General features: G+C 44.4%; 25 protein-coding genes. All 25 read right to left on the bottom strand.

Annotation, left to right across the window (positions count from 1 at the left end):
• Positions 1-278: 278 nt before the first annotated feature.
• The gene (locus M3630_RS16460) at positions 279-701 is read right to left on the bottom strand and encodes a hypothetical protein (RefSeq protein ID WP_197242591.1); all 423 of its coding nucleotides are present in this window, start codon (positions 699-701) and stop codon (positions 279-281) included.
• 58 nt (positions 702-759) lie between these two features.
• Complete coding sequence (locus M3630_RS16455; protein WP_197242588.1) at positions 760-933, bottom strand: hypothetical protein; 174 nt, start codon at positions 931-933, stop codon at positions 760-762.
• 188 nt (positions 934-1,121) lie between these two features.
• Positions 1,122-1,634: an ImmA/IrrE family metallo-endopeptidase gene (locus M3630_RS16450; protein WP_197242585.1), complete on the bottom strand. Its 513-nt coding sequence runs from the start codon at positions 1,632-1,634 to the stop codon at positions 1,122-1,124.
• The gene (locus M3630_RS16445) at positions 1,631-1,999 is read right to left on the bottom strand and encodes a helix-turn-helix domain-containing protein (protein ID WP_197242581.1); all 369 of its coding nucleotides are present in this window, start codon (positions 1,997-1,999) and stop codon (positions 1,631-1,633) included. Before M3630_RS16445 ends, M3630_RS16450 begins: the two co-directional genes overlap by 4 nt.
• Positions 2,000-2,311: 312 nt before the next feature.
• Positions 2,312-3,145 (bottom strand): exosporium leader peptide, encoded by an 834-nt coding sequence (locus M3630_RS16440; RefSeq protein WP_353057239.1) that lies wholly within the window; start codon positions 3,143-3,145, stop codon positions 2,312-2,314.
• A gap of 390 nt (positions 3,146-3,535) precedes the next feature.
• The gene (locus M3630_RS16435; RefSeq protein WP_251252765.1) at positions 3,536-3,682 is read right to left on the bottom strand and encodes a hypothetical protein; all 147 of its coding nucleotides are present in this window, start codon (positions 3,680-3,682) and stop codon (positions 3,536-3,538) included.
• Between the two features lie 5 nt (positions 3,683-3,687).
• Positions 3,688-4,494, bottom strand: coding sequence for an N-acetylmuramoyl-L-alanine amidase (locus M3630_RS16430; protein ID WP_251252764.1), 807 nt, complete (start codon positions 4,492-4,494; stop codon positions 3,688-3,690).
• Positions 4,495-4,496: 2 nt separating this feature from the next.
• Positions 4,497-4,955, bottom strand: a complete 459-nt coding sequence (locus M3630_RS16425; protein WP_251252763.1) for a phage holin family protein — start codon at positions 4,953-4,955, stop codon at positions 4,497-4,499.
• 72 nt (positions 4,956-5,027) lie between these two features.
• Positions 5,028-5,204: a hypothetical protein gene (locus M3630_RS16420; RefSeq protein WP_164724554.1), complete on the bottom strand. Its 177-nt coding sequence runs from the start codon at positions 5,202-5,204 to the stop codon at positions 5,028-5,030.
• Positions 5,205-5,321: 117 nt separating this feature from the next.
• Positions 5,322-5,474 carry a CD1375 family protein gene (locus tag M3630_RS16415; protein ID WP_251252762.1) on the bottom strand — a complete coding sequence of 51 codons (153 nt, stop codon included), beginning with the start codon at positions 5,472-5,474 and terminating at the stop codon, positions 5,322-5,324.
• A complete protein-coding gene (locus M3630_RS16410) occupies positions 5,471-5,635 on the bottom strand; it encodes a hypothetical protein (protein WP_162630255.1) in 165 nt (54 codons plus the stop codon). The genes M3630_RS16415 and M3630_RS16410 overlap by 4 nt, the downstream gene beginning before the upstream one ends.
• Before the next feature lie 14 nt (positions 5,636-5,649).
• Complete coding sequence (locus M3630_RS16405) at positions 5,650-8,958, bottom strand: glycoside hydrolase family 78 protein (RefSeq protein ID WP_251252761.1); 3,309 nt, start codon at positions 8,956-8,958, stop codon at positions 5,650-5,652.
• Positions 8,959-8,973: 15 nt separating this feature from the next.
• On the bottom strand, positions 8,974-9,306 hold the full coding sequence (locus tag M3630_RS16400; RefSeq protein WP_251252760.1) for a hypothetical protein: 333 nt from the start codon (positions 9,304-9,306) through the stop codon (positions 8,974-8,976).
• Positions 9,307-9,319: 13 nt separating this feature from the next.
• On the bottom strand, positions 9,320-10,441 hold the full coding sequence (locus M3630_RS16395) for a hypothetical protein (protein WP_251252759.1): 1,122 nt from the start codon (positions 10,439-10,441) through the stop codon (positions 9,320-9,322).
• Positions 10,442-10,443: 2 nt separating this feature from the next.
• Complete coding sequence (locus M3630_RS16390) at positions 10,444-12,516, bottom strand: DUF4815 domain-containing protein (protein WP_251252758.1); 2,073 nt, start codon at positions 12,514-12,516, stop codon at positions 10,444-10,446.
• 11 nt (positions 12,517-12,527) lie between these two features.
• Complete coding sequence (locus tag M3630_RS16385; RefSeq protein WP_251252757.1) at positions 12,528-13,049, bottom strand: hypothetical protein; 522 nt, start codon at positions 13,047-13,049, stop codon at positions 12,528-12,530.
• 12 nt (positions 13,050-13,061) lie between these two features.
• Positions 13,062-13,787 carry a hypothetical protein gene (locus M3630_RS16380; protein ID WP_251252756.1) on the bottom strand — a complete coding sequence of 242 codons (726 nt, stop codon included), beginning with the start codon at positions 13,785-13,787 and terminating at the stop codon, positions 13,062-13,064.
• On the bottom strand, positions 13,784-14,530 hold the full coding sequence (locus tag M3630_RS16375; protein WP_251252755.1) for a baseplate J/gp47 family protein: 747 nt from the start codon (positions 14,528-14,530) through the stop codon (positions 13,784-13,786). Before M3630_RS16375 ends, M3630_RS16380 begins: the two co-directional genes overlap by 4 nt.
• Entirely contained in the window at positions 14,523-14,960 is a 438-nt protein-coding gene (locus M3630_RS16370; protein ID WP_251252754.1) for a DUF2634 domain-containing protein, read from the bottom strand. Before M3630_RS16370 ends, M3630_RS16375 begins: the two co-directional genes overlap by 8 nt.
• Positions 14,957-15,388, bottom strand: coding sequence for a DUF2577 domain-containing protein (locus M3630_RS16365; RefSeq protein ID WP_251252753.1), 432 nt, complete (start codon positions 15,386-15,388; stop codon positions 14,957-14,959). The genes M3630_RS16370 and M3630_RS16365 overlap by 4 nt, the downstream gene beginning before the upstream one ends.
• Positions 15,385-16,377, bottom strand: a complete 993-nt coding sequence (locus M3630_RS16360) for an XkdQ/YqbQ family protein (protein ID WP_251252752.1) — start codon at positions 16,375-16,377, stop codon at positions 15,385-15,387. Before M3630_RS16360 ends, M3630_RS16365 begins: the two co-directional genes overlap by 4 nt.
• 27 nt (positions 16,378-16,404) lie before the next feature.
• Positions 16,405-16,965 carry a hypothetical protein gene (locus M3630_RS16355; RefSeq protein WP_251252751.1) on the bottom strand — a complete coding sequence of 187 codons (561 nt, stop codon included), beginning with the start codon at positions 16,963-16,965 and terminating at the stop codon, positions 16,405-16,407.
• Between the two features lie 55 nt (positions 16,966-17,020).
• A complete protein-coding gene (locus tag M3630_RS16350) occupies positions 17,021-17,281 on the bottom strand; it encodes a YbjQ family protein (protein ID WP_251252750.1) in 261 nt (86 codons plus the stop codon).
• A 46-nt stretch (positions 17,282-17,327) separates the two neighbouring features.
• Positions 17,328-19,667: a phage tail tape measure protein gene (locus M3630_RS16345; RefSeq protein WP_251252749.1), complete on the bottom strand. Its 2,340-nt coding sequence runs from the start codon at positions 19,665-19,667 to the stop codon at positions 17,328-17,330.
• Between the two features lie 200 nt (positions 19,668-19,867).
• On the bottom strand, positions 19,868-20,299 hold the full coding sequence (locus M3630_RS16340; protein WP_251252748.1) for a phage tail assembly chaperone: 432 nt from the start codon (positions 20,297-20,299) through the stop codon (positions 19,868-19,870).
• Between the last annotated feature and the right edge of the window lie 27 nt (positions 20,300-20,326).

Below are 20,326 nucleotides of genomic sequence, written 5' to 3'. Positions count from 1 at the left end.
TTTTCGAACAAAAAATAAACGTGCCAGATTCACACTGGCACGTCCCGATCTACTGTATCCATTTTACTAAATAATCCAGCTTACTTGCTTGATATCCCGGTAATGTAAATTTATGTAAGTGAATGTAAAGTTACGCACTCTCACCTTCCCCTTAATTTTAAAGCCCTTTTCATTAGTGAAATGCACCCCCTAAAGTTAATCAGTAAAACCTCGGGGGTTTTTCCAATGTCTACTTTAAGGGGTGCATTTCAAGGGAGAAGGGTTTCGTGTTTAACCTATTACTTCCTGTTGTTGGACCACAGAAAAAAACCAACTATAGCAGTCGCTATTACAATTCCTAGTAAGCTAGTAAATATGAAGCTAATGAAATACGCCGCATATCCCAAGCAAAGGATTCCTAGAACTGCACAAACTATACGTGCTGATACTTCTGATGTATCGTAATAGAAATTACCAACTACAGTCTCTTTTGCCCACAAAAAACCCGCTGAGCCAAGAAGAACACCTGATAACAAATTAAGTCCCCATGTAAGCAGCAATTCATCGTTGTTTTTGCTTTTAATGATCACGTTTATGAACGATGTCAATGTAGGTGCTGTGACGACTTGATAGTAATACTGAGTAAATGCACCTACAAAGAGTGAAACCAATGTAAATACAGTTAATCCCAAACGATGCTGGAATGTTTCTAAAAAACTCATGTTATCACCATCCAAGATTATTAATTGGAAACCCGAGCCGCACGGGTCTCCATATTTATTATGCGGACTCTTCTTCTTTTTCTAGTTCTTCAATTGGAATAAACCATGCTTTTTTCCCATAAGCTCTAGCCCATAAAATTTGTTGGGACTTTGGGTGCTTGCGCCATGCTCGGAAAATTCCGTATGATTGGTGATACTCAGACCACTTTAGTTTTTGTCCATTGTATGTCATATTGAAATCTCTCCTCTCAGTTTAACCTTGAAGAGAGCACCAGCATATGCTACAATTACGTTGCGATTATTTTTGTACGTTAATTGTAGAGCGGCTTCACTGGTCACAGTGAGGTAATTCTACACTGCCGTTGGCTCTCTACAAGTGCCACGGCTATTTTTTTTATCCACGGTTAAGAACTCCTTCCATCAAATACTTTGCAGTTGTATTTCAGCTACTGTTTTAGAAACACCACACATAAGTGTTATTTCAGGTACAGTAAGCCCTTTTATAATATGTGGTGGAGCAAGTAATTCACCAGCAAATGTATTTGCCTGCCACTCTGGATTTATGTATGAAGGGATGGCTTTTTCATTTCTTGCGAGTGATATATTTGCTGGTTGATGTAACATAAAATGTCCGACCTCATGGGCCAAAGTAAAACGATCTCTAGCAACTCCTGAAATAGCCCCTTCATAAACCTCTTCCCTTACTACTATAAGGTTCTCGCCCGGGTAAGCAACAGCATACTGAGTAGGTAGTTCTTTGTTGTCTACTATCTCCAAGTTGAATCTATCAAAAACTTGGGGAAGCCCTATTTCAATTAATTGAACAATTGGGAAATGCTTTACGTTCATTAGTCCGAAAGCAGACCTTATGACATTCGTTATTTCCCTTATTTTGTTCCTTGAATGAGGTGTAGCAGTGAAAGTACCACTCATTCGCTCACCTCATCCTTCCCTTGGAGAATTTTAAGAATTTTATTCAGGTCTGAGGTGTCTAATCTCTTATGTTCTCTTGCGAATGCCATTAACAAGTCCTTTTTTTCAATTGAAAGCTCCTTCAATTCAAATTTAAGAACTGTCTGTGATTCATCAATTGCTCTTTGCAGATCAGAACTTTGTGTGTCATTAAGTCGGTATGTTTTAGAGATGTCTTGTAGCCAATTTTGAGGAACACTTCTCTTGCCGTTTTCCACAGCCGATAAATACGAAGATGTTACACCTAACTTATCAGCCATGTCTTTTAATAGCTCCTCATTGTCAATTCTGAGTTTTCTACAAAACTTACCAAATGGAGTAACCATGAATCGTTCCTCCTTCCTATTTCAAAATTCTTGTCTACCATCATCTTACATAAGCTTGTTAATTTAGTCAACATTTTTTGTTGATTTTATTATCAAGTTTAGAAAAGTAATTTAAGTACTGATACTACAGAAAATAGTTACAAAAAAAGAATTAACCCTCCCCGGACTCTAAGGGCTCCCTTCTTACTTATGGATTAATGGACATTCGTAGCCTGTGAACATGGGCGAACATGCAAATAAAAAAATCCTCCTGCAAATTTCTCTACGGGAGGATTTAATTTTTGTATTTATTTTCTCTTTCATCAGCTAAATTCACACTGGGGCTATGTTGGCAGCAATCCTATCCAATGCTTCTTGAACTGTTGTCGGAACAGGTCCCAATGACCAATCAGCGGGATTGGCAGGGGTGTAACCTAAGCCAGCAGCATCATCCAATTTTTCTATCGCTGAATTTCCTATTAAAGTCACTCTGCTTCTAATCGGAATCGAGTCGACTGTAGCCCTAATTCTAGTAGAAACACCTGCTACACCGTTCACAATCAAACTGCCTTTAATAGCGAAACTTAAGAGGTCGAATGGATCGATTGGAACGGTTCCATTTGCTACATTCACTACTACATCGCCATCTGTCCCTCCACCAATTAGATGTACTTGAGTATCGTATGGAACGATAGAATTTATGGTGATGACGGGTTGGGGTAACGGTAGAGGAACACCTCCAACATATGAAGCGAACATTGTGACATTTGCACCATTCTGCGTATAGCCACCAAATAACTGGGAGTCACGGATATTAATCTGACTAAGAAAAGTGCTATTCCCAGTAAATACTGGTGTTGGAGTAAAATTGATACTTACAAAGAACAATCGACCCGTAGAAGGGGTAATTGCATTGGTTGTAAAGTTAAAATCAAGTGGCGCTGTCAATAACGATAAATCCACAAAGCCAGAACGATTATCAACATTTAGGTTTCCATTCCAGGATGGGTCATTAATATCGAATGGGATAGCAAGTCTGGTTAATAAGGTACTTGTTCCAATTAATTGGACGTTTGCCTTTAAGTGAATAAGTGGTTCTGTGAAGGTTCCTGGTCCTATAGAAATGGCATATCGTTTTGTCGGTGAAGCGTCTACAATGAAAGCCATCGCCCTTGTCACAGTTAAAAAGGGATTGCATTCCGTGCCATCACCAGTTACATCATTCCCGCCCTTATTTACGTAAACAATTTGAGTTGCTACGGGTGGAGGATCTATACACCCTGGACCAGGGGGGCCAGTAACACCTTGTGGTCCGGTGGGACCAGGAGGACCAGGGGGACAAGTGCATCTTGGGGGAAAAATAGATTGACAACCGCGTGGTGGGGGTCTCCAGCAGTTATTGTTCATCGGAGTATCAAACCTCCTAATCATTTTGGGTTTCACATCGACACTATACTATGCAAGCCACCATCTGAGGTGTAAAGATCAGGGAATTTCCCCAACCTGTTTTATGGATAAAAGTCCCTCCCCCATTAACCAGAAGGAGGGGTTTCGCTTCTAAAATGCAGATAGAACCAATTCAAAAGCCTTTTGGAGTTTCTGGACTTGCTCTTCTGAGAGTAGCCCGTACCCTGCTCCTACAATTGCAAGAGTTCCCCCTATGATCATCAAAATTCCCTGTTTCTTCTTGTTTGTTTTATCCATGAATCTCATCCTCTCAATATTACTGTATTTGTACTTCCATCCCACTCAACCTGTAGACAAAGTGCGGCAGCTAACTCACGAGCTGGAGCATATGCCGATCCCGCAATGAGCTTTTCGTTTAGGTCTTTACCGTTAACACGAACATCCTTCGTCTGTTCAATCCACTCCACTTTTCCACCGGCAGCATTGGCAACTGCACGGACTGGCAGCATAGAAACGCCTTCCTGCAAAAAGCCCGTTACCGCAAGCAGTTGCCCGTTCAGCATAATTGCAACCGGGACTTGCTTTGGCTTATCCACTTTACCCACAGCTTTTTGCAAAAATTGTGAGTAATTTGTTCGGAATGTGCCCATCGGGAATGCAGGACAGTTTTTCCAAGCGTAGCCGGGGTACTCCTGGTGACCAAACACCTGCTTCATGGATGGGATTTGTTCCTGTAAGTGCTGGATCAGGCGATTGGCGGCATCAAGTTGCTCAGGCGTCGGTTTCTGTGTCCGGAAGTCCCCGACAAGGCATATGCCTAACGCATGACGGTTGCTGTTACCGACATGGTAGGAGATTGCCTCTGGATCGTTACACCAGTAAATCGTTCCGTCTTTTTGGATCACAAAATGATAGGCAATGCCCGGCCAGCCGTTCGTGACCACATGGTATCGTGCGAACGCCTCTGGCGATCCGCTCAATGTAGCAGAATGGTGAATGGCTGCCGATCGGATGTCAGTCAGCTTACGCCGTCCATACTTTAGTGTTTTGTGGCGTGGCAAAGAGGTGCGAACATCGATCACGCGCGCACCCGAGATAGTAATATTCATGTTTACTTGTTCTCCTTTCTAGCAGCTCGCTCTGCTTTCGCTTTGATTTCCGATCCTACCAATTTTTCAACTGACCTTGGCATAGGCCAGCCAGCTCGATGTGCATTTGCGGTCAGGCTCGTCCACGTATGGTAAATGAGACCGAACGTTACTCCATAAAACAAAAAGCCTGGCGTGCCCATGACGCGATCTAAGAGATTGGCTAAGGCTGGTAGAGCAAAGAGGAACATTGTGCGTGGGATTCTGGACAACCCATAATCAGATGAGTAGGATTGATCTTTTTTTGCTGCGGAAATGCCTGTGATCCAATCCAAAACAATCATGAAAAAGAGCACAATCAGGATGTCTTGGCGGTTCGTTCCATATAGATAATGAAAAACGGGCGACACGATTGCACCCGCTGTTGTCGCCCAAGCGTTTGCTGGGGTTGCTACGTTTTCTAGGCTTTGAAGAAATTTCATCAGCTCATCTTCTCCTCACCCCCACGGGGCAAAAATTAAAGGAGCCGCGTTAGCAGCTCCCCTATGAAATCCTTATTTTGTTGAACCTTCTTGTTCAAGTTTCTCGATTCGTTTCTCTAGTTCGCTCATTTTTTTCTTGAACCATGTTCGTATGAGAAGATAAGTGACTACACTCACTGGCAGCCATACGAAAATGATTAACCAAAGAAAACTTCCCCAGTCCCATGTGAATCCAATATCACCATTCATGTAATGTCCTCCCCTGATTCATTCTTAAAAGATAAGACGCTCTGGGTTCCGGGAAAGTCTCAAAGGAGAAGGAGCAGCTCCCCATAAAAAAACACCTTCGCTCTTTGAGAGAAGGCGTTAAGTTGTTTGTGTTGTAACTAAGTGTTCAGCAACAGGTAAGCGGTAGGGTTCCGGAATTACTTTTTCTGCTTCCATCCCAGTCGGTTCTAGTGACCAGCCGCATTTTACTAAGTAGGCATAAACCGGAATCATATATTTTACCACCATCATTTTTCACCCCCTTTTAATGTTTGAACTTCTTTTTGTAATACCTCAACAGTCTCATGTAATGCAGCTATCGCTTCATAAGCTGATTGGAGCTCTGTATTTACCTTTGCTTGCTCACTTGCACGCAGTTGAGCCAAATCGGTTTGTTTTAAGTGTCTGCCCATGGCTTCGCACCTTCCTATTCGTAACTGATCCCGAAACCGTCAATTTCTATCGGACCTAGCCGCTCTTTTGCGTCTACCGTAATCTTTAGCGCCAAGCCCCAGTCAGGTGCGGTTTTAATCTTGTTTGTAAAAAAATATGGCTCACCAGAAATGAAAGCTGCTGTTACATCTTCCCAATTCGGGGTAACATCATTCGCATTATTTGAGGCTTGGACGGTTAAGACAGCAGGAGCCCTCGTGTCCAGGATTTCGAAGAAGTCCAGGTAAACTGCCGAGCCAGCTGATTCCGTGTTACGTCTACCTGTTACAACTACTTTGATTTTGTGCGGGCCATAGGGTAGGTTCGCATTTTCGTACATAAGCTGCTGGAAAGCGTCTGGCGCGGCCTTGTAGTAGTCCACTTCGCCAACGAATACGCCGTCCAGAAATATCTGGGCAATCCCCGCATACGGCGCCTGTGAACCAAAGCAACGAATACCTGTTCCGTAAAACGAAAGCTCAACGGACTCGCCAGCTACTCCGCTGCTCTTTCCGTACAAACCGCTATACCCGCTATGTGGTCCTACGTTCAGCCATGTGCCACTGTATACTAGGCTTGGGTAGTTTTCTTCTACACGTTTCGCAGCTGGCACGTTAAAAGGCAGCGTCACAATCTTTGAAAACATGCTACGGCCTACTGGGGCAGTCGTCTTGATCGGCTTTGTTTGTAATGCCAGTGTTGTTCCGCAGCGTATCCGTGTTTTTCGTGGGATGGTTTGCGTATTATCGACATACGGGTACATGACCGCCAGCATATCCCCGCTGTAGCGTGGGTCAGTTCCACTCTGGATAAGGTCGTATTCGGCCTTCGTGATTTCGTAAATACGTACCCCGTCAATGTAGGCGTATCGGCCATTCAGTCCACCACTAGTATACGCGTACAGTTTTACAGTTGTTGCGGCTGCTAGGTCGTCGGGCTTAACCAGTACGTAGCTGCGTTTATACACTTTATCAGTTATGGTTCCTCCGCTTACGCTTGATACGCCGCCTATCGTTTGAAGGTTAATAAATATGCTTCCCAGATCGAAGTTCTTCGCTTCCAGCATCATAAGGTAGTAGGTGTTCTTCTTTACCAGACTGGTAATGTCTTTGTACATTAGCGCGCCTGCTGCCGTAGCAGTAAGTTTAATGCAACCCGTTCCGTACAGTTTGTTTGCCGTATCTACTTCCAGCGTCGCATTGTACGCTACCCATCTACTGGTATCTTGGCAGTTCCCGTCCGTACCCAGCAGATTTTGCAGGGTCTGTACGTCTGTCCATTCGGAGTACGCACCCGTAGTTCCGTCAATGGCTGCCATACGCCAGTAGTACGTCATTCCTTCTACCAGGTCAACTTGTGGCGTGTAGCGTACCTTCGTATAATCTTTCAAGCCTTGTATTTTTACTGATATGTCGTCTACATACCCCGTAAGGTCTGCCGTTTCGTCAGTAAACGCCCGAATTTGTACTAAAGTAGTATTGGCTGGAATTGTTATAGTTTCAGTAAATTTAAGCCAACCACTTATTGTAGCGTCGTACCACATAGTACTCGTATCTAATCCCGTATCAGTAATAATATCTATCTGCAATTTTCCCTTGTTGTGTTGCGTTATTTTCATATAGCCTTCTACAACAATAACGTCGCCGGGTTTCCATCCTTTTAGCTCTTGGTAAAAACCTATTGATTTGGACGTTTTACTTACCAATTTTAGTGCGCTGTTCCCTCTGCGTTTTATCGCTGTGTCTGTTCCCGCGAACTCCCCATCAGCGAGGCTACTGTGCATTGGCTTCCAATAGGTACCTGCAGGACTTTCAAATCCCCCATCTTTAACCAATTGTGCTGGCCGTACCTTGCCTGTCGTAATACCTTGCCACTCCCAAGCTTTACCGTCGAATACCTCCCAGCCCGTAGCGTCAACATTGCTGGTGTGTGCCTGTAAGTCCTGGGTGAACGCACTGTTAGTCGCCAACTGCAAAGTGAAAGCCTGAGTATCGTACTCTATGTCCTCATTTATCGTTGCCTCAAAAACAGGCCTCTTCGTTACCCGCAGCATATCTGGAATATGATCGGGTATCGGCTTACCTGGGGGTACGTTGATAACGAAATACTGACCTTTCGAAAAACCACTAACCATACCGGTCGAATCTCTTACTTGTACCTCCCAGTAGTACGTTACTCCTGCTGCAAGTACACCAACTGGTACGTCGTAATTCGTATTCGTAGAAATAATTGGTCCGCTTTCGTGGGCAATACCGTTGTCAGACGCTCTTTTTATCCTTACCTGAAAGGAGTTTTGCACATGATTTTCAGTGTCGGCATATGTCCATTGTACGCGTGGCGTTTGGCTTATCATTAAGGGTAAGGCACTTGTCCCTAACGGGCTCTTAGGCGTTACCGTTGGTGCTTTTGTTGTTTTAAAGTATTGACGAGTAGCATAAGGGCTTGCGGCGTCGTGGTTGTCCCATACTGTGACTTCCCAACCGTATACTTTGTCAGGCTGCAAAGCTGTTACCCCGCTGGATGGATACGTGAAAGTCGTGCTGCCGGTGGCTACTTTACCACTGTCATAAACAAGTGTTGCCCCGTCGTATATTTTCAGTTGTCGCGCCCTCTGGCTGTTCCCAACGTCCGGGTCAGAAAATGACCAGTTCAGTGTAGGTGTCAACGTGGCTAATACTGCTGGAGCAGCAAGAGTCCCTGTGGGGTTCATTGAGGGCACGTGTGGGGCTGCATTCATTGGTGCAAGCATAAGGGCCATAATCGAAGAATAAGTCCCTCCGTTTTGTGATAATGCTGGAGGCTGTGCCAACTGGGTCGAAATATTGTCCAAGTAACCAACGGAAGCTGACCCATTCGTTAGCCAAGTATAGTCGGGCGGGTTTGAAGGTGGACTGTACCGATTTACCAGTAGAACGCCCATACCAGGTGTAGGATACCCTGTTGGAATAGACTGGGCGGGTGAACCAGTCGCATAGCCTGTACTATCCCAGTCCACAATTTGGGCGTGTCGGAAGATTACTGTAACCTGACCTGACTGGTTGTTTCCGCCAACCATAACGTTTGCTGTTACGTCATTATCTACGGTATATACTCTTGCACAAACTGAATCGGGTGAACCCCCAGCGGTGTTGTACGCGTGGGTATACTTCTGAGTCATATTTCCCGCGCTTAGTGTAGCAGTTGCGTCTACCCCGGTGCTCCCAGAAGTAGCATAAGTTACTACTACGTCACCCTTTTTCAAAACAGCGTTTGATATTACCATCCCAACTCCCAAGGCTTCATAGGCTTTTGTAATAATTGACAAGGTTATTCCCCCCTTCTATGCCAAGTACACTTTCTTATTCGTGCTGTCATGCTTCGTACCCCCGTTCAATAGGTTGACATCTTCTACATCTATAAATGATTCAATATAAATATTGCTTGTCAACCCGTTTAAAACTGCACCTTTTACGGTCTCCAACTCAAGAGCCATTTCCAAAATGTTTTTTTCATTAATACCTGCCCTCCAATGCAAATGAGCTATCTCTGACTTTGCTACAGTTTCAAATTGCTCTATTTTTGAATCTATCTGATCAAAGTTTTCGTTGATTTTTTTAGCCCCTGTCAAAAGACTGTCAGGGGCGCTTGGATCGATAGATATACGATTCTTCATCTACGTCACATCCTTATGAGGTATGCACCATCAATGCCCGCGCTTTCGGAGTTATTGTCATCACAGTCGTGTTCTGCTTTATTCGAATCCTCAGCTTTGTTGAGGATGAAACAGTGCGTTCAAACTTCAATCGCGTAAACTCGTCATCAATAGGCGTTTGTTCGGTTGCCGATCCCATAGCAGTCCACGTCTTCCCACCATCAATGGAATATTCAACATTCTGTGACGTACCACTTGGTGTACTCAACTCCACGTATACAGTAACTTTCGTAAACGGGGCCGTTGCTGTAATTTCTCGACTCAAATATACGCCATTCTTTTTATAAGCCATCGGGATTAGACTTACACTTGACTGGACGACTGGTGACGAACCAGATGTCTTAAATAAAGCCCGCACATGCACCTTGTTCGTTGGCTGTGTTAACCATGTCACATCCAGATCATCAAGTGCATACCAATTTCGCTCATCTATGGAGTATTGCCACAACAGCGCCGAATTTCGAGGTACAAGTTGACTTGCGGAAAGGACAAGTTGAGTCACTTGGTTGGCAGTCACAGGATTGAATTGAAGCTTTGCGTCGTTCATAAATTTGGCTCCATAAAGCTTAAACTTCAAATCCGAGTCTTGATGTGCTGTCCATGCCGACCCGTTGGAGCTTGAAAATAGTACACCTACGTCATATGGCTGACGTGAAACAGTTTTCTTAGACAGGAGGTCTTGTGCGCTCATTCGCGCTACAAATGCTCTATATTGACTAGAAGGCGTCAGAAGCACGATCGCATACTCCGTATTTGCCTGTAGTAAAATGGGCTCTGGAAACCTTACTTTTGTTGCCCTACTACTATCATTGGATACGTTCACCTGAGAAGAATTGATTGCGACTGAAGATAAGATCGTCATAGAAGGATAACCATTCACTACTGTGCGAAGTTGTACGGTTAAATCTGCAACCGGGTCCTTCGTTCCCAAATACAAATCAACAGCGGTAATAAACCGCTCTTCTGTAAGCATAAAAGTTTGAGCAAGTGGATCAGTCAGTCGCCAAGATGGAATCTGCCAAAATGTCTGCTCGACCACCTGCTTCCTACCAGTCCCTACATAAGACGCTTTCGCTTCATTTTGTTTGGTAGCCATCCTTACACCTCGTTCCAGAAATAGACTTCGCGGGTTCCTGTACGTACATTAGCTGGGATCATAAATGTGCAACTGAATCGTCCTTGAGCATTCGCTTTCACTGTGTTGGGCAGAGTGCCGGCTGCCGATCCGTTTATCGGAGTAAGGTTTACCGGGATGCCATCAAATGTAGCCTTGATATTGTCACTGTTCGGTTCAAAACCTTCCCCGACCACTGTTACCTCACGTTGTCGTATGAATGGAACTTGTTCATCTAAAATGACCTTTGTTTCAGTCCGAGTCGTTCCCGTCGATCTCCAGTCAGCCCACCACCCCCAAACGGATTGTGTAACTGTTGACGTCTCCACCCAGGTATCATGAGAAGGGGTCAAACGAATTGTGGCCAGATTCCCGAATACTTGATATGGATTCACATTCATGGTTTCAGTTGCAAATGGTTGATCAATGAGCACCTCTTCGGTATATGGCAAGGTAATTAACCGCTCATGGAATCGCACTGTAGATGCAGCCTGATTTACTTGCATTTCTATAAAACTATTCTCAACGGCTAACTGTACCGTTTTTTCACGCGGATTAATCATTGCATCAAAGTCAGGATGAGTAACATCGGAGCGTTCAAAATTGGTAAAGTTGTCTGTAAAAACGCCCTTTTTCGCTAGTGACGGATCAGAGTTTTGCGCCGCCCGATCAAGGTCTGCCAAAGCTTGGTTGTACTCTGCACGTTCTAAACGATCAAGGAGAGAACGCAGCTCGAGCATAGTCAATCGTTTGGGTTTCCGATTCGAAACCACAACAGCGCTTGAATTTGGGGGTAGATAAAGCTCTCCCAGTTCTAAGACATCGGGTGGTGAAGAAGGAGGATAAGGATTCATGTCTGACTGACCATGTATGACATGAACTTCGCCTTGGTAAGTAAGGTAGTAAACATCTTTCCGCCCGAGAAAAAACTCATAGGTCGTCTGGAAAGTCGAGTTCGGTACAGGCCGATCACTACCCAGCCACTTTACCCCGTTGTTATCCAACGTTACATCTGTCCCAATAACCATAAGTTTTGTATAGCGATACGTGACTGTATACGACGTCCCACCTGAAGGTTCAGCACCTGCCAATGACCAGTCTACGGCATCGCCTGAGAGTTGAAAGTCTGTCCCTTTGACATAACTCGTGCTGCCCGCCTGTATCGAGACAATATCTACAACAGGTGTCATTGGTAAAAGGTCTGAGGTTCCTGCCACATTTCCCCGAGTAATTGTCTGTGTTTTCTCTACTGTTGCTGTAACCGTCTGTAAAGCTTTCACAGGCTTTGAATTTAGCGGGTAAAAGGATGTGTTAGACAGATACGTCTTCGTTTCATTAACAACCACACGGGTGTCCAGTGCTTTGGGTATGGCAAGTCGCAGGGGAACCAGCTTATCAATTTGATATCCAAGAACATAGGCTCTGCCCGCGTCGATTACGAGCGTTACGTTCTCTGCATCCCTTGGCTCTATATATCCATCCATTCCTGAGACCAAGAATGAACCATTGGTGTCGTAGCTTCTACGAGCTAGAATCGGGGTAAATCCTTCGAGCTCAGGTGGTAATTTGGATGTGATGAGATCCCCGTTCACCAGACGATACATATGAGTTGCTTCTGGATCATCTACTACCCAAGTCGGATTCAAAATGGTTCGCTGAGCACCAGGCATACCAAAATTAGAAAACCCAACCGCTGGATCATACAGGGTTGGGTCGTCTTCGTATGTGATTGTTTGTGGATTGACCCGCAACCCAATGCTTTCCTCTCCAGTTCCCTTTATCGTCAGTGTTGTTTCCGGTACATCGTGGATGATTCCCCCAAGATATACCCGTGCTGCTGATACGATGACGAGCGTTTTCTCCTTATTAATCAATAACTGCCCGCCCTCTAAGATGTGACCTGATCCGAAAATTACGTCTCCTATTTGCTTATCCCGATAGAGTGACATCGCCTGTATTTCGTTTAGCTCAGCAGTTTGAACCCGGCGACCGCCGACAAAATCAACAGACTTCCATCTATTCGTAGGATCAAATCGGTTGTATACTTCCTTTGCCATCGTTACCCTCCTTACAGCTCCAAGATATACTCAATGCTTTCGCGATGGGTGACTTCCCGTTGCAGTGGCGACTGATTCGTCACTGCTAACAGGAAACCCATATCCTTCACTTCATCCGGTTTGACTACCTGTTTATTTACTGGTGACCCATCTACCAAGATCGTGCCCGCATATACTCCTGTTTGACGATAATTACATATTGGAAACTCGTCATACCTCAACCATGCCTGTACATATAGCCAACGGCAATCAATTGCCCGCGCTTCAACTTCCTCAATGAGACGCCACTTCTGACCACGTTGTATGATCGTTCCATTTGTATCATCTGGCGTTACAAACCTCACTTGGTCAGCTCGTTTCAACGCAACAATCTCTGTAATCGTTTGGCCATAATAGACATCTGGAACCTTCTCAGGGTTTTCGGTATTCCACGGAGACGTTTTTCCCACAGCGATAAACACATTCTTGTCTTTGAACAGATTAAAGGTCTGATACGTTTTCATGCCTTTTACATCACTTGTTTTTGAAGGCAACTGTTACACCCCCTATATTGTTTTCGTAACCTTTGATTGTTGAATATAGAACACTTCGTCAACAAACGTTACGTCATCCGTAAAAAATACATTCGGTGACCACCAACTCATGCGATCATGCTTTATGCTTTGAAACGAATACTGAGTTCGCGAGTGTTTTGTCATTTTTTCCTTACCGCTCAGCTCATCATCCCCATGGTCAGTGGTAAGGATTGCCCCATATCTATCCATGCTTTGACTTGCTGATCCTCGTTCATACTCGATCTTGTGAGATAACGCAATAGAAAATAAATATCGAAAGCCTGCTGGTCCCATTAATTTGACAATTCCTTGTGCTACACCAAGTGTCTCAGGCGTTGTAAAGATGACTGCTGTTAATGGGGCAAATTCCCAACCATCTGCCATTACTCCAAACTCAGAGAGTTCAACACCATCTTCAGGCATGAGGCGATAAGATTCTTGTAAGCCATATCCTTGTGAAAGAATGGATTCTACTGTCATCCTGCCATTGGTTGCTCTCAGCTTTGCAAGCAGGTCTTCATCATCGTCGGCATCTAATTCACGCCTCCAGAGCTCTAGGGAGTCCTCATACATGAGGTGAAGAAAAAAGGCTCTCCATATATCACTATCCACTGGCAAATAGTCGGAGACAGCGCTCATAATCGCACGCATATGTCTACTTTTTTTATAGTAACTAGGTAATTCACTCATCAGAGCATTAACCTGATTTTCGCTCATAAGACCGTCACCACCGCGTCAATTTGAGCATCTGGCTTTAGTGTAATGCTCGTTGTTGGTAATAAAATCTTGGCATCCGTTGCACCAGCACCAACTAATACAGCAAATATCTGCGCTAAAAATAGCGTTCCTCCGACTCCAATCGAATTGGTATATGCCAATATTGTTTGTCTGGCTTTTTCTTTGTCTATTCCTGTTACCACAACTTCAATAGGTACAGTTTGTCTACTGACGTGCCTAACGACAAGATCAAGCCCTGGTGTTTTACGACGATCAATTAATTCTCTAACTGTCTCCAATAAGTTAGGGATGGTGCCACCAACAACCAAGTCAACAGTGCCGATCCCTCTTATCAAGTTCAGTCCCCTTGCGTAGTTTACACCAGGTATTGACAGCGCCCAGCGCTCATAGTCAGATAACGCTCCACCACGCTCGGGATTACGTTTATGGCGCAATATTCGGTTGCGTAAATCCTCCGTAGGCTCGTTTTTATCCAGAGCTAACCCATAATCTATTGCCATCAGTTCAAGATATTTTCTCGTTGCAGTTACAGCAAAAGCTTGTTCGATAATCTTACCGCGTTCCGTTTGATGCTTAAAAAGCGCTTGTGCAATCGGAGCAAGAGCATCATATATAATCGAGCCTTCACTTCGGTCTAAATCTTCGGGAACAGTGAGAAGCATTTCATATAAAATTTGCTGGAAGGTTGAGCTTTCCAGAAAGCTAAGATCAGTTTCAGACATTGATACTCATCTCCAAGACCCCTTCCTCAGTAACCATCAAAAAGGATATTTTCATGGTGTTACCTACCCACTCAAAAGAGAAATTCTCGCAACGTTCTATCCCATACAAATATTCCAAAGCCTCCTTAACCAACCGCTTAGCCTCTGCCTGCTTCCACGCTCTCGATCCATCACTCCTAATCAGCTCTTTCAGTTCATTCCCATAATCTGAGGAATAAATAGAAAACATATATCGATCAGTTCGTAATGCTTTTGTGGCTTTTTGGAGTAATGCCTCCTCTCCATCAATCATTACCGACTTGCCGTCAGGTCGCACGGCAAACTGCCCTGTTTCGAAATCAAACTTATACGTCCTGAGAACATTTTTAATGGGACGTAGTTCCTGTGCTGGGCTATCATCTGTCACTGGGAAAACCGGAAAAATACTCATGGGCGTTTCACCCTATCTAGGATGTAATAGGCAGAATCCACAGATAACACGTGTACTTTATCGTTTAACTTCAAAACGTCCTCAAATTGCAGTAACAAATAGTTATGTTTGAACGAGGTAAACGGCGCAGCCAAGTCATCCGTGTCTAAAAAATCTTCCTTTTTCATGTCACCCAGATCCCGTTCAGCCAGCTCTTGGTGAGTAATCGTGACAATCCGTTTATGTCTGGTCAAATGCTCAGCTACAGTCAGAAACTCCTTACCAATCGGTTCAGACATCCCATCAATCAAGATTTTCAAATCTGGTGGAGGCTTAATGACAGTTGCCAACTCTATTCGTACATCCTTTGGGGGTGGATTTGCCCCGCCAGCTCCTTGTGCTTGATTGGCACCTGAAAGAACTTGAGCAAGCTTTTGAAAGCCATTCACCTTCCGTTCACCTCCATCTGCAAATCGAGTTTCATTTCATGGTAGCCAGGTCTTATCGTATGGCTGTCACCGAAAACAGTAAACACCCCTTGCAGCTTCGTGATCTCCTCGTAGACTTCAATTTTCGTCCCAGAAATGACGTCATCGATTCCCAAGGAAGTAACAGAAGCCTGCTCCTTGACCCGGCTTAGATTCTGCAATTCTTGCTTAGCCACTTCAATTTTGTTTCCCCGGTCTTCATCTTGTATTTCTATAACCTTAACAAGATGTCCGTACCGTTTAGAGTTGGTAGAATCAACTTCATCATGTAAAACAGAAATGTATTCACTGTCGCTCCCGACCACTCTTACAACTGTTCTCATTTCTGCAATTGATCGTTTACGTTCAGCGTTTAATAGATTGCTTCCCTGCTGAACTTTCCACTGAATCGTTTGCCCTCGCTGTGTTCCGACATAAATCTTTCCTTGGTCAATCCAGCACCAATACCGAACACCAGTAGAGCGAAACACTTGATTGAGGACGTCTACAACTGCATCCCATACACTCTTTCCGCGAATGACTTGTTTTTCCACGGCAGGCATTGCTCCTATGCCTCCAATGGGAATGCCATGCTGCGCGAAAATGCGCTTTAGAAGCTGATCGGCAGCTTCACCTGTTGAAACCACAGCTACATCGTTATTGAGTAAATAAAAGCCGAAATCATACGCTACTCCGTTGATATCTCCTTTTGCTGTCCTTCCTAAGTCAACAATCATTCCTGTGAAAAGTGAGCGAGGAGTGCCAGACATAAAAGATATCAACTCTATTAGGTCGCCTTCCTCTACATTCACATCAGGCCAAAAGCGATCCCGTCCATTGTTGGTTTTAACAGCCAGAGTACGCTTTGCTTCCTGACGACTGCCGGACCATGTTGCTTCTGAGAAGGGAAGGCGAAGCGCTTGCTTACCCGGCTTTTGGAATCGAACCTCGTAATGATATTTTGGCAGCATCAGTCTCCCACCTTTCCGCCCAAGATTTCATCGTGAATGATACTTGTCAACCAATGATTTTTTTTCTTCTTTTTTCTTAGTGGCTGACACCTTCGCTTTTCGTGTATCTGGTCGCTTCCCTTTACCTGTTGTTTGGAAAGGAATACTCACCTCAGTACTCTCCATGGTCACGAACCGATACTCTTTCAATGCCAACTTGAATTCAATGTCAAACCCGTCCCATTCGTAGCTAAAATCCCGTATGGTCACTGGAACATTGATAATATCTTGTTCACTTCCTGTTACTGTAAAGCGAATCAGGTAACCCGAATTTTTCCACCGTTTCAAAGTCTCCATAAATTCTTCGGGAGACGGAAAACCATCGTATTCACAAACCCCCGGATCATATGTCTCAGGCCAAAACGTAGAAAAAGAATACTCTTCCAAGGTTGACTCCCCGATGATAGTCGATTCCCCAATGGCAACCAGTTCAATATCGATGTAGCTATGCCCGATCTTTACAGCTATTTTTGGCGGAATGACAGGAAGACGAAGCTTTTCAACGTTATTGTTCCAGGCTAACCAGAACTCCAAATGCTTGAATTTCATCTCCCTTACCTCCAATAAAAAAGACGCCCTACATTTTTGTAGAGCGCCTTCCTATTTACTTGAATTTAATTGCGGTACCGTAGGCAGTATGTAAGGCACCGTTTAAATTATATCTGAAGCAGATAACTGCATCTGCTCCTTGTTCCTGAGCTTTATCACCAAGCATTTTTACAATGAAATCAACATCATGTGTTACTTTAGGTGATGTAACTGTTACTGTCCCTAATGGTTCGTAATCCCTGTTAATTTTGTCGGAAGAGATTACCAAAATACTTGGTTCGTTATTCGTTTCTTTTTTTCCACCAAAAAAACCCATGTGAGAATCCTCCCCATCAAAAAGCTATACGGGAATATTTTACCTTTTACTCAAGGACTATGGAACCTGTTCCAGATAAAACGTGTTCTAGTTTCTCAGCAAGTATATTTGCGATTCTCTCACATAGGCTCTCTAACTCATCCTCAGTATTCTCTTTTGTTGATTGCACAGTTAGTTGAATAGTGGGACGGAAGTCAATATAAAGAGAAGTTGGCTGCTCATTTGGGCTTGTATACTGTGCCTGTGTTCCACTTGTTATAGAAGGTGTATAACTTGGAACCTGACTAAAAGTGCCATCCAAAGCCGAAACTAATGAGTCACTTGACGCTTCAACACCCATTGCCATAGTCTCAGGAATAGCCATTCCACTATCTGTAAGGCGAGAAAAAGGGCCGAGCTCAGCATCAGAATGTGGTAAGTATTGATCAGCCCATTCTAATGCACTGGCAATAGCATTTGCTACCTCGTCCTTAACAGATAAGATCCCGTCAACGATTGTCAGTATGATTTTTTTGCCGCTATCAAACAAGCCACTTATCCACCCATCAAACCAGCCGTCTATCGTAGTAAAGGCGTTGAAAAAAGTTTCCTTAATTGTCTCCCAAGCCCCCGACCAGTCACCTGTGAGGAACTGGATAAATGCTGTGAACAGCCCTTTCCAGAATTCGAATTGCATTTTGAAATAGGCTGTAATTCCATCCCACACTGCTATCCCCGCATTTTTAACCCATTCCCAGCCTGCTACTAGATAAGCACTGACCATGTCCCAGTTTTCATAGAGCCACCAGCCAATTGCTATTAAAGCTATTATCGCTGCTATTACAAGAAGAATGGGCCACAAAGCACTTATCGACGCTATACCAAATCCGGCCATCGCACCTGACATGGCTGCAAAGCCTGCTGAGACAGGCATCCATATTCCAGCCAAAAAGATTAATGGTCCCACCAATAAAGCTAGGGCAGCCATTACCATCAAAAACGAAACAGCTACCTTCGTGATAAATGGATTCTCTTCTGTAAAGGTCCCAATCCCTTTAGCAATTTTCGCAAGAAGACCAACAATTGGTTTTGCCACTTCTAATACGGAGTCGCCTATCGGATCAATTGCCAACTTCATTTCGTTTGCCATCGCTTGCCATTCATTCGAAACTTGACCAACTATTTCTGTTGTTTTTCCTGCAAAATCTTCAAGTGGACCAGCATTAAGCATGGACATTAAAGCATCCCGTCCAACATCTTCATACTGAGTTCCAAAGACGTTTGCAAGGACGTCATCTTGTAGCTTTTGATCCTTGATAGAAGCAATCCCTGCGGTGATCGTCATGATCGCATTTTCTGCTTCTTTTCCACCGGCTTTGATCTGATCGAGCATTTTGAACAGTTTATCCTCACCGAAAATACCCTCAAGAGCGCCCAGGGCTTTCTCATCCAGCGCTTTGTTCAATCGAATACCGAACGACTCTTTGAACGCATCTCCCAGCTTGTCAAAATTAAATGCCTTTTCAGCTCCAGCAACGAACATCCCCATCATTTTTTCGGCACTGATGCCTGCCTCTGCGAATTGAGGTGAGTATTCCCAAATGGTATCGAGCAGGTCATCTGCCTTGTCACCCACTCGTTGGTAAGCTGCTGTAATCATGTCCAACCCTTTAATTGGGTCAGTAGCCCATTGCCCTTGCATCACATCCAAAGCTTTTGCAATGCTTGCTTGATCGAGATTACCGAAAGAAGCCTTTTCAAGGGCCAGAGCTCCTTCGGCCACTTCTCCAATCTGTTCGTCTGTCCCCTCAAGTAATTGCCGGAGCCGTCCATAGGCCTCTGCTGCTTCCATTGGTGTTTCTACCAAACCTGATGCGAATACCCCTTTGGCGCTTTCTGACAGGCTTGACATCTCAGCGTCAGTAGCACCTACATTCGCCTGAAGAATACCAAGAGCTTGATCCATGTCATGTGCGGCAATAGCAGCCGTAGACAATCCTGCTGTAACGATCGCACCCCCCGCTGTTGCCAGCCCGCCAATTTCCTCAAGGTGTCCTGCTACGGCATCTACATATTCAAGTGATGCTGCTGCTTCATCACCAGCTTTTGCAGCTTCACGAAGAGCCCTTTCCAGCCTCGAAGTCCCTTTACCATCAACGGCATTGGCTTCTTGATCTACACCAGCAAGTTCCCGAGATAGTCTTGTCGCTTGCTGGTAAGCATCATCCAAGGCACTTTCCATTTCCCTAATCGCGCCGTCATCCATGTTTTCAATCGTATCTTCCACATCGCTTGCAGCATCTTCCACATCATCGAAAGCATCTAGGGTTTTGCCGAGCATACGTAGGAGAGGAGTGAGTTGCCGACTTATCTTGTCTTCAAAGGCAAGAGTTGTTGTCGCTGCCATTGGTTATCTCCTCCTCCCCTTTACTCGCCGACCCTTTTGCCGTTCAAGTTTCTTTGCCTGCTCTGCTTTACGCTCCATTTCCATCGCTGTGGAAACCAAGACGAACTGTTTTTCGCGTTCTGGTAGGCAAAGAATTTCTGTTGGCAGCTTGTTTTTTTCTTGCCAGATATAAGAAAAGAGAGCCAACTCAGGACTCTCTTTTATGAGTTTTTTACCTCTTCCTCAGCCTCCTCATCATCAGTGAAATCGCTGATCTTTGATATAGCCTCATGTAGTGCATCAATTTCATTCGGGCTGAAAATGCAAGGGACTACATCCACAGCAGCAATCTTACCGAACTTCGCAAGTACTTGTTGAGAATCGATGCGAAAATCTGTACGATCCGTGTCGATACCTGCAATGATGATCTCTGCTTTCAAACGCAAATCATCAAACTCTACTTTCCGCTCTGCTTTGCTCTTCTTACCGGATATAGAAACTTTCAATGCTGCCTTTTTTGCTTTGAAATAAACCTCACCGGAAACCGATCGGATCGGCAGCTTGACGCCTTTCTTTTTCCAATCCCATACGTCCCTTACGACTTCTTCCGTATTCATGCCTAAAAAATCTTCCATCGTCAAAAACTGACTCATTCAAAATTCCTCCTTGGGATAGCCCTG

Origin of the sequence: Brevibacillus sp. MER 51 (assembly GCF_023714195.1) — a bacterium.
Classification (GTDB): domain Bacteria; phylum Bacillota; class Bacilli; order Brevibacillales; family Brevibacillaceae; genus Brevibacillus.
Note: the sequence above shows the minus strand (reverse complement) of the source record. Positions and strands in the feature narration are given on the sequence as shown.

Excerpts from the sequence above, each read along its gene's own strand:
- M3630_RS16425 (WP_251252763.1), bottom strand. The coding sequence starts at position 4,955 with ATGAAATTTCTTCAAAGCCTAGAAAACGTAGCAACCCCAGCAAACGCT.
- M3630_RS16395 (WP_251252759.1), bottom strand. The coding sequence starts at position 10,441 with ATGGCTACCAAACAAAATGAAGCGAAAGCGTCTTATGTAGGGACTGGT.
- M3630_RS16360 (WP_251252752.1), bottom strand. The coding sequence starts at position 16,377 with ATGCTGCCAAAATATCATTACGAGGTTCGATTCCAAAAGCCGGGTAAG.
- M3630_RS16460 (WP_197242591.1), bottom strand. The coding sequence starts at position 701 with ATGAGTTTTTTAGAAACATTCCAGCATCGTTTGGGATTAACTGTATTT.
- M3630_RS16445 (WP_197242581.1), bottom strand. The coding sequence starts at position 1,999 with ATGGTTACTCCATTTGGTAAGTTTTGTAGAAAACTCAGAATTGACAAT.
- M3630_RS16355 (WP_251252751.1), bottom strand. The coding sequence starts at position 16,965 with ATGAAATTCAAGCATTTGGAGTTCTGGTTAGCCTGGAACAATAACGTT.
- M3630_RS16345 (WP_251252749.1), bottom strand. The coding sequence starts at position 19,667 with ATGGCAGCGACAACAACTCTTGCCTTTGAAGACAAGATAAGTCGGCAA.
- M3630_RS16380 (WP_251252756.1), bottom strand. The coding sequence starts at position 13,787 with ATGAGCGAAAATCAGGTTAATGCTCTGATGAGTGAATTACCTAGTTAC.
- M3630_RS16390 (WP_251252758.1), bottom strand. The coding sequence starts at position 12,516 with ATGGCAAAGGAAGTATACAACCGATTTGATCCTACGAATAGATGGAAG.
- M3630_RS16370 (WP_251252754.1), bottom strand. The coding sequence starts at position 14,960 with ATGAGTATTTTTCCGGTTTTCCCAGTGACAGATGATAGCCCAGCACAG.
- M3630_RS16450 (WP_197242585.1), bottom strand. The coding sequence starts at position 1,634 with ATGAGTGGTACTTTCACTGCTACACCTCATTCAAGGAACAAAATAAGG.
- M3630_RS16410 (WP_162630255.1), bottom strand. The coding sequence starts at position 5,635 with ATGGGCAGACACTTAAAACAAACCGATTTGGCTCAACTGCGTGCAAGT.
- M3630_RS16430 (WP_251252764.1), bottom strand. The coding sequence starts at position 4,494 with ATGAATATTACTATCTCGGGTGCGCGCGTGATCGATGTTCGCACCTCT.
- M3630_RS16440 (WP_353057239.1), bottom strand. The coding sequence starts at position 3,145 with ATGGCTTTCATTGTAGACGCTTCACCGACAAAACGATATGCCATTTCT.
- M3630_RS16350 (WP_251252750.1), bottom strand. The coding sequence starts at position 17,281 with ATGGGTTTTTTTGGTGGAAAAAAAGAAACGAATAACGAACCAAGTATT.
- M3630_RS16375 (WP_251252755.1), bottom strand. The coding sequence starts at position 14,530 with ATGTCTGAAACTGATCTTAGCTTTCTGGAAAGCTCAACCTTCCAGCAA.
- M3630_RS16455 (WP_197242588.1), bottom strand. The coding sequence starts at position 933 with ATGACATACAATGGACAAAAACTAAAGTGGTCTGAGTATCACCAATCA.
- M3630_RS16415 (WP_251252762.1), bottom strand. The coding sequence starts at position 5,474 with ATGATGGTGGTAAAATATATGATTCCGGTTTATGCCTACTTAGTAAAA.
- M3630_RS16340 (WP_251252748.1), bottom strand. The coding sequence starts at position 20,299 with ATGAGTCAGTTTTTGACGATGGAAGATTTTTTAGGCATGAATACGGAA.
- M3630_RS16420 (WP_164724554.1), bottom strand. The coding sequence starts at position 5,204 with ATGAATGGTGATATTGGATTCACATGGGACTGGGGAAGTTTTCTTTGG.
- M3630_RS16400 (WP_251252760.1), bottom strand. The coding sequence starts at position 9,306 with ATGAAGAATCGTATATCTATCGATCCAAGCGCCCCTGACAGTCTTTTG.
- M3630_RS16435 (WP_251252765.1), bottom strand. The coding sequence starts at position 3,682 with ATGGATAAAACAAACAAGAAGAAACAGGGAATTTTGATGATCATAGGG.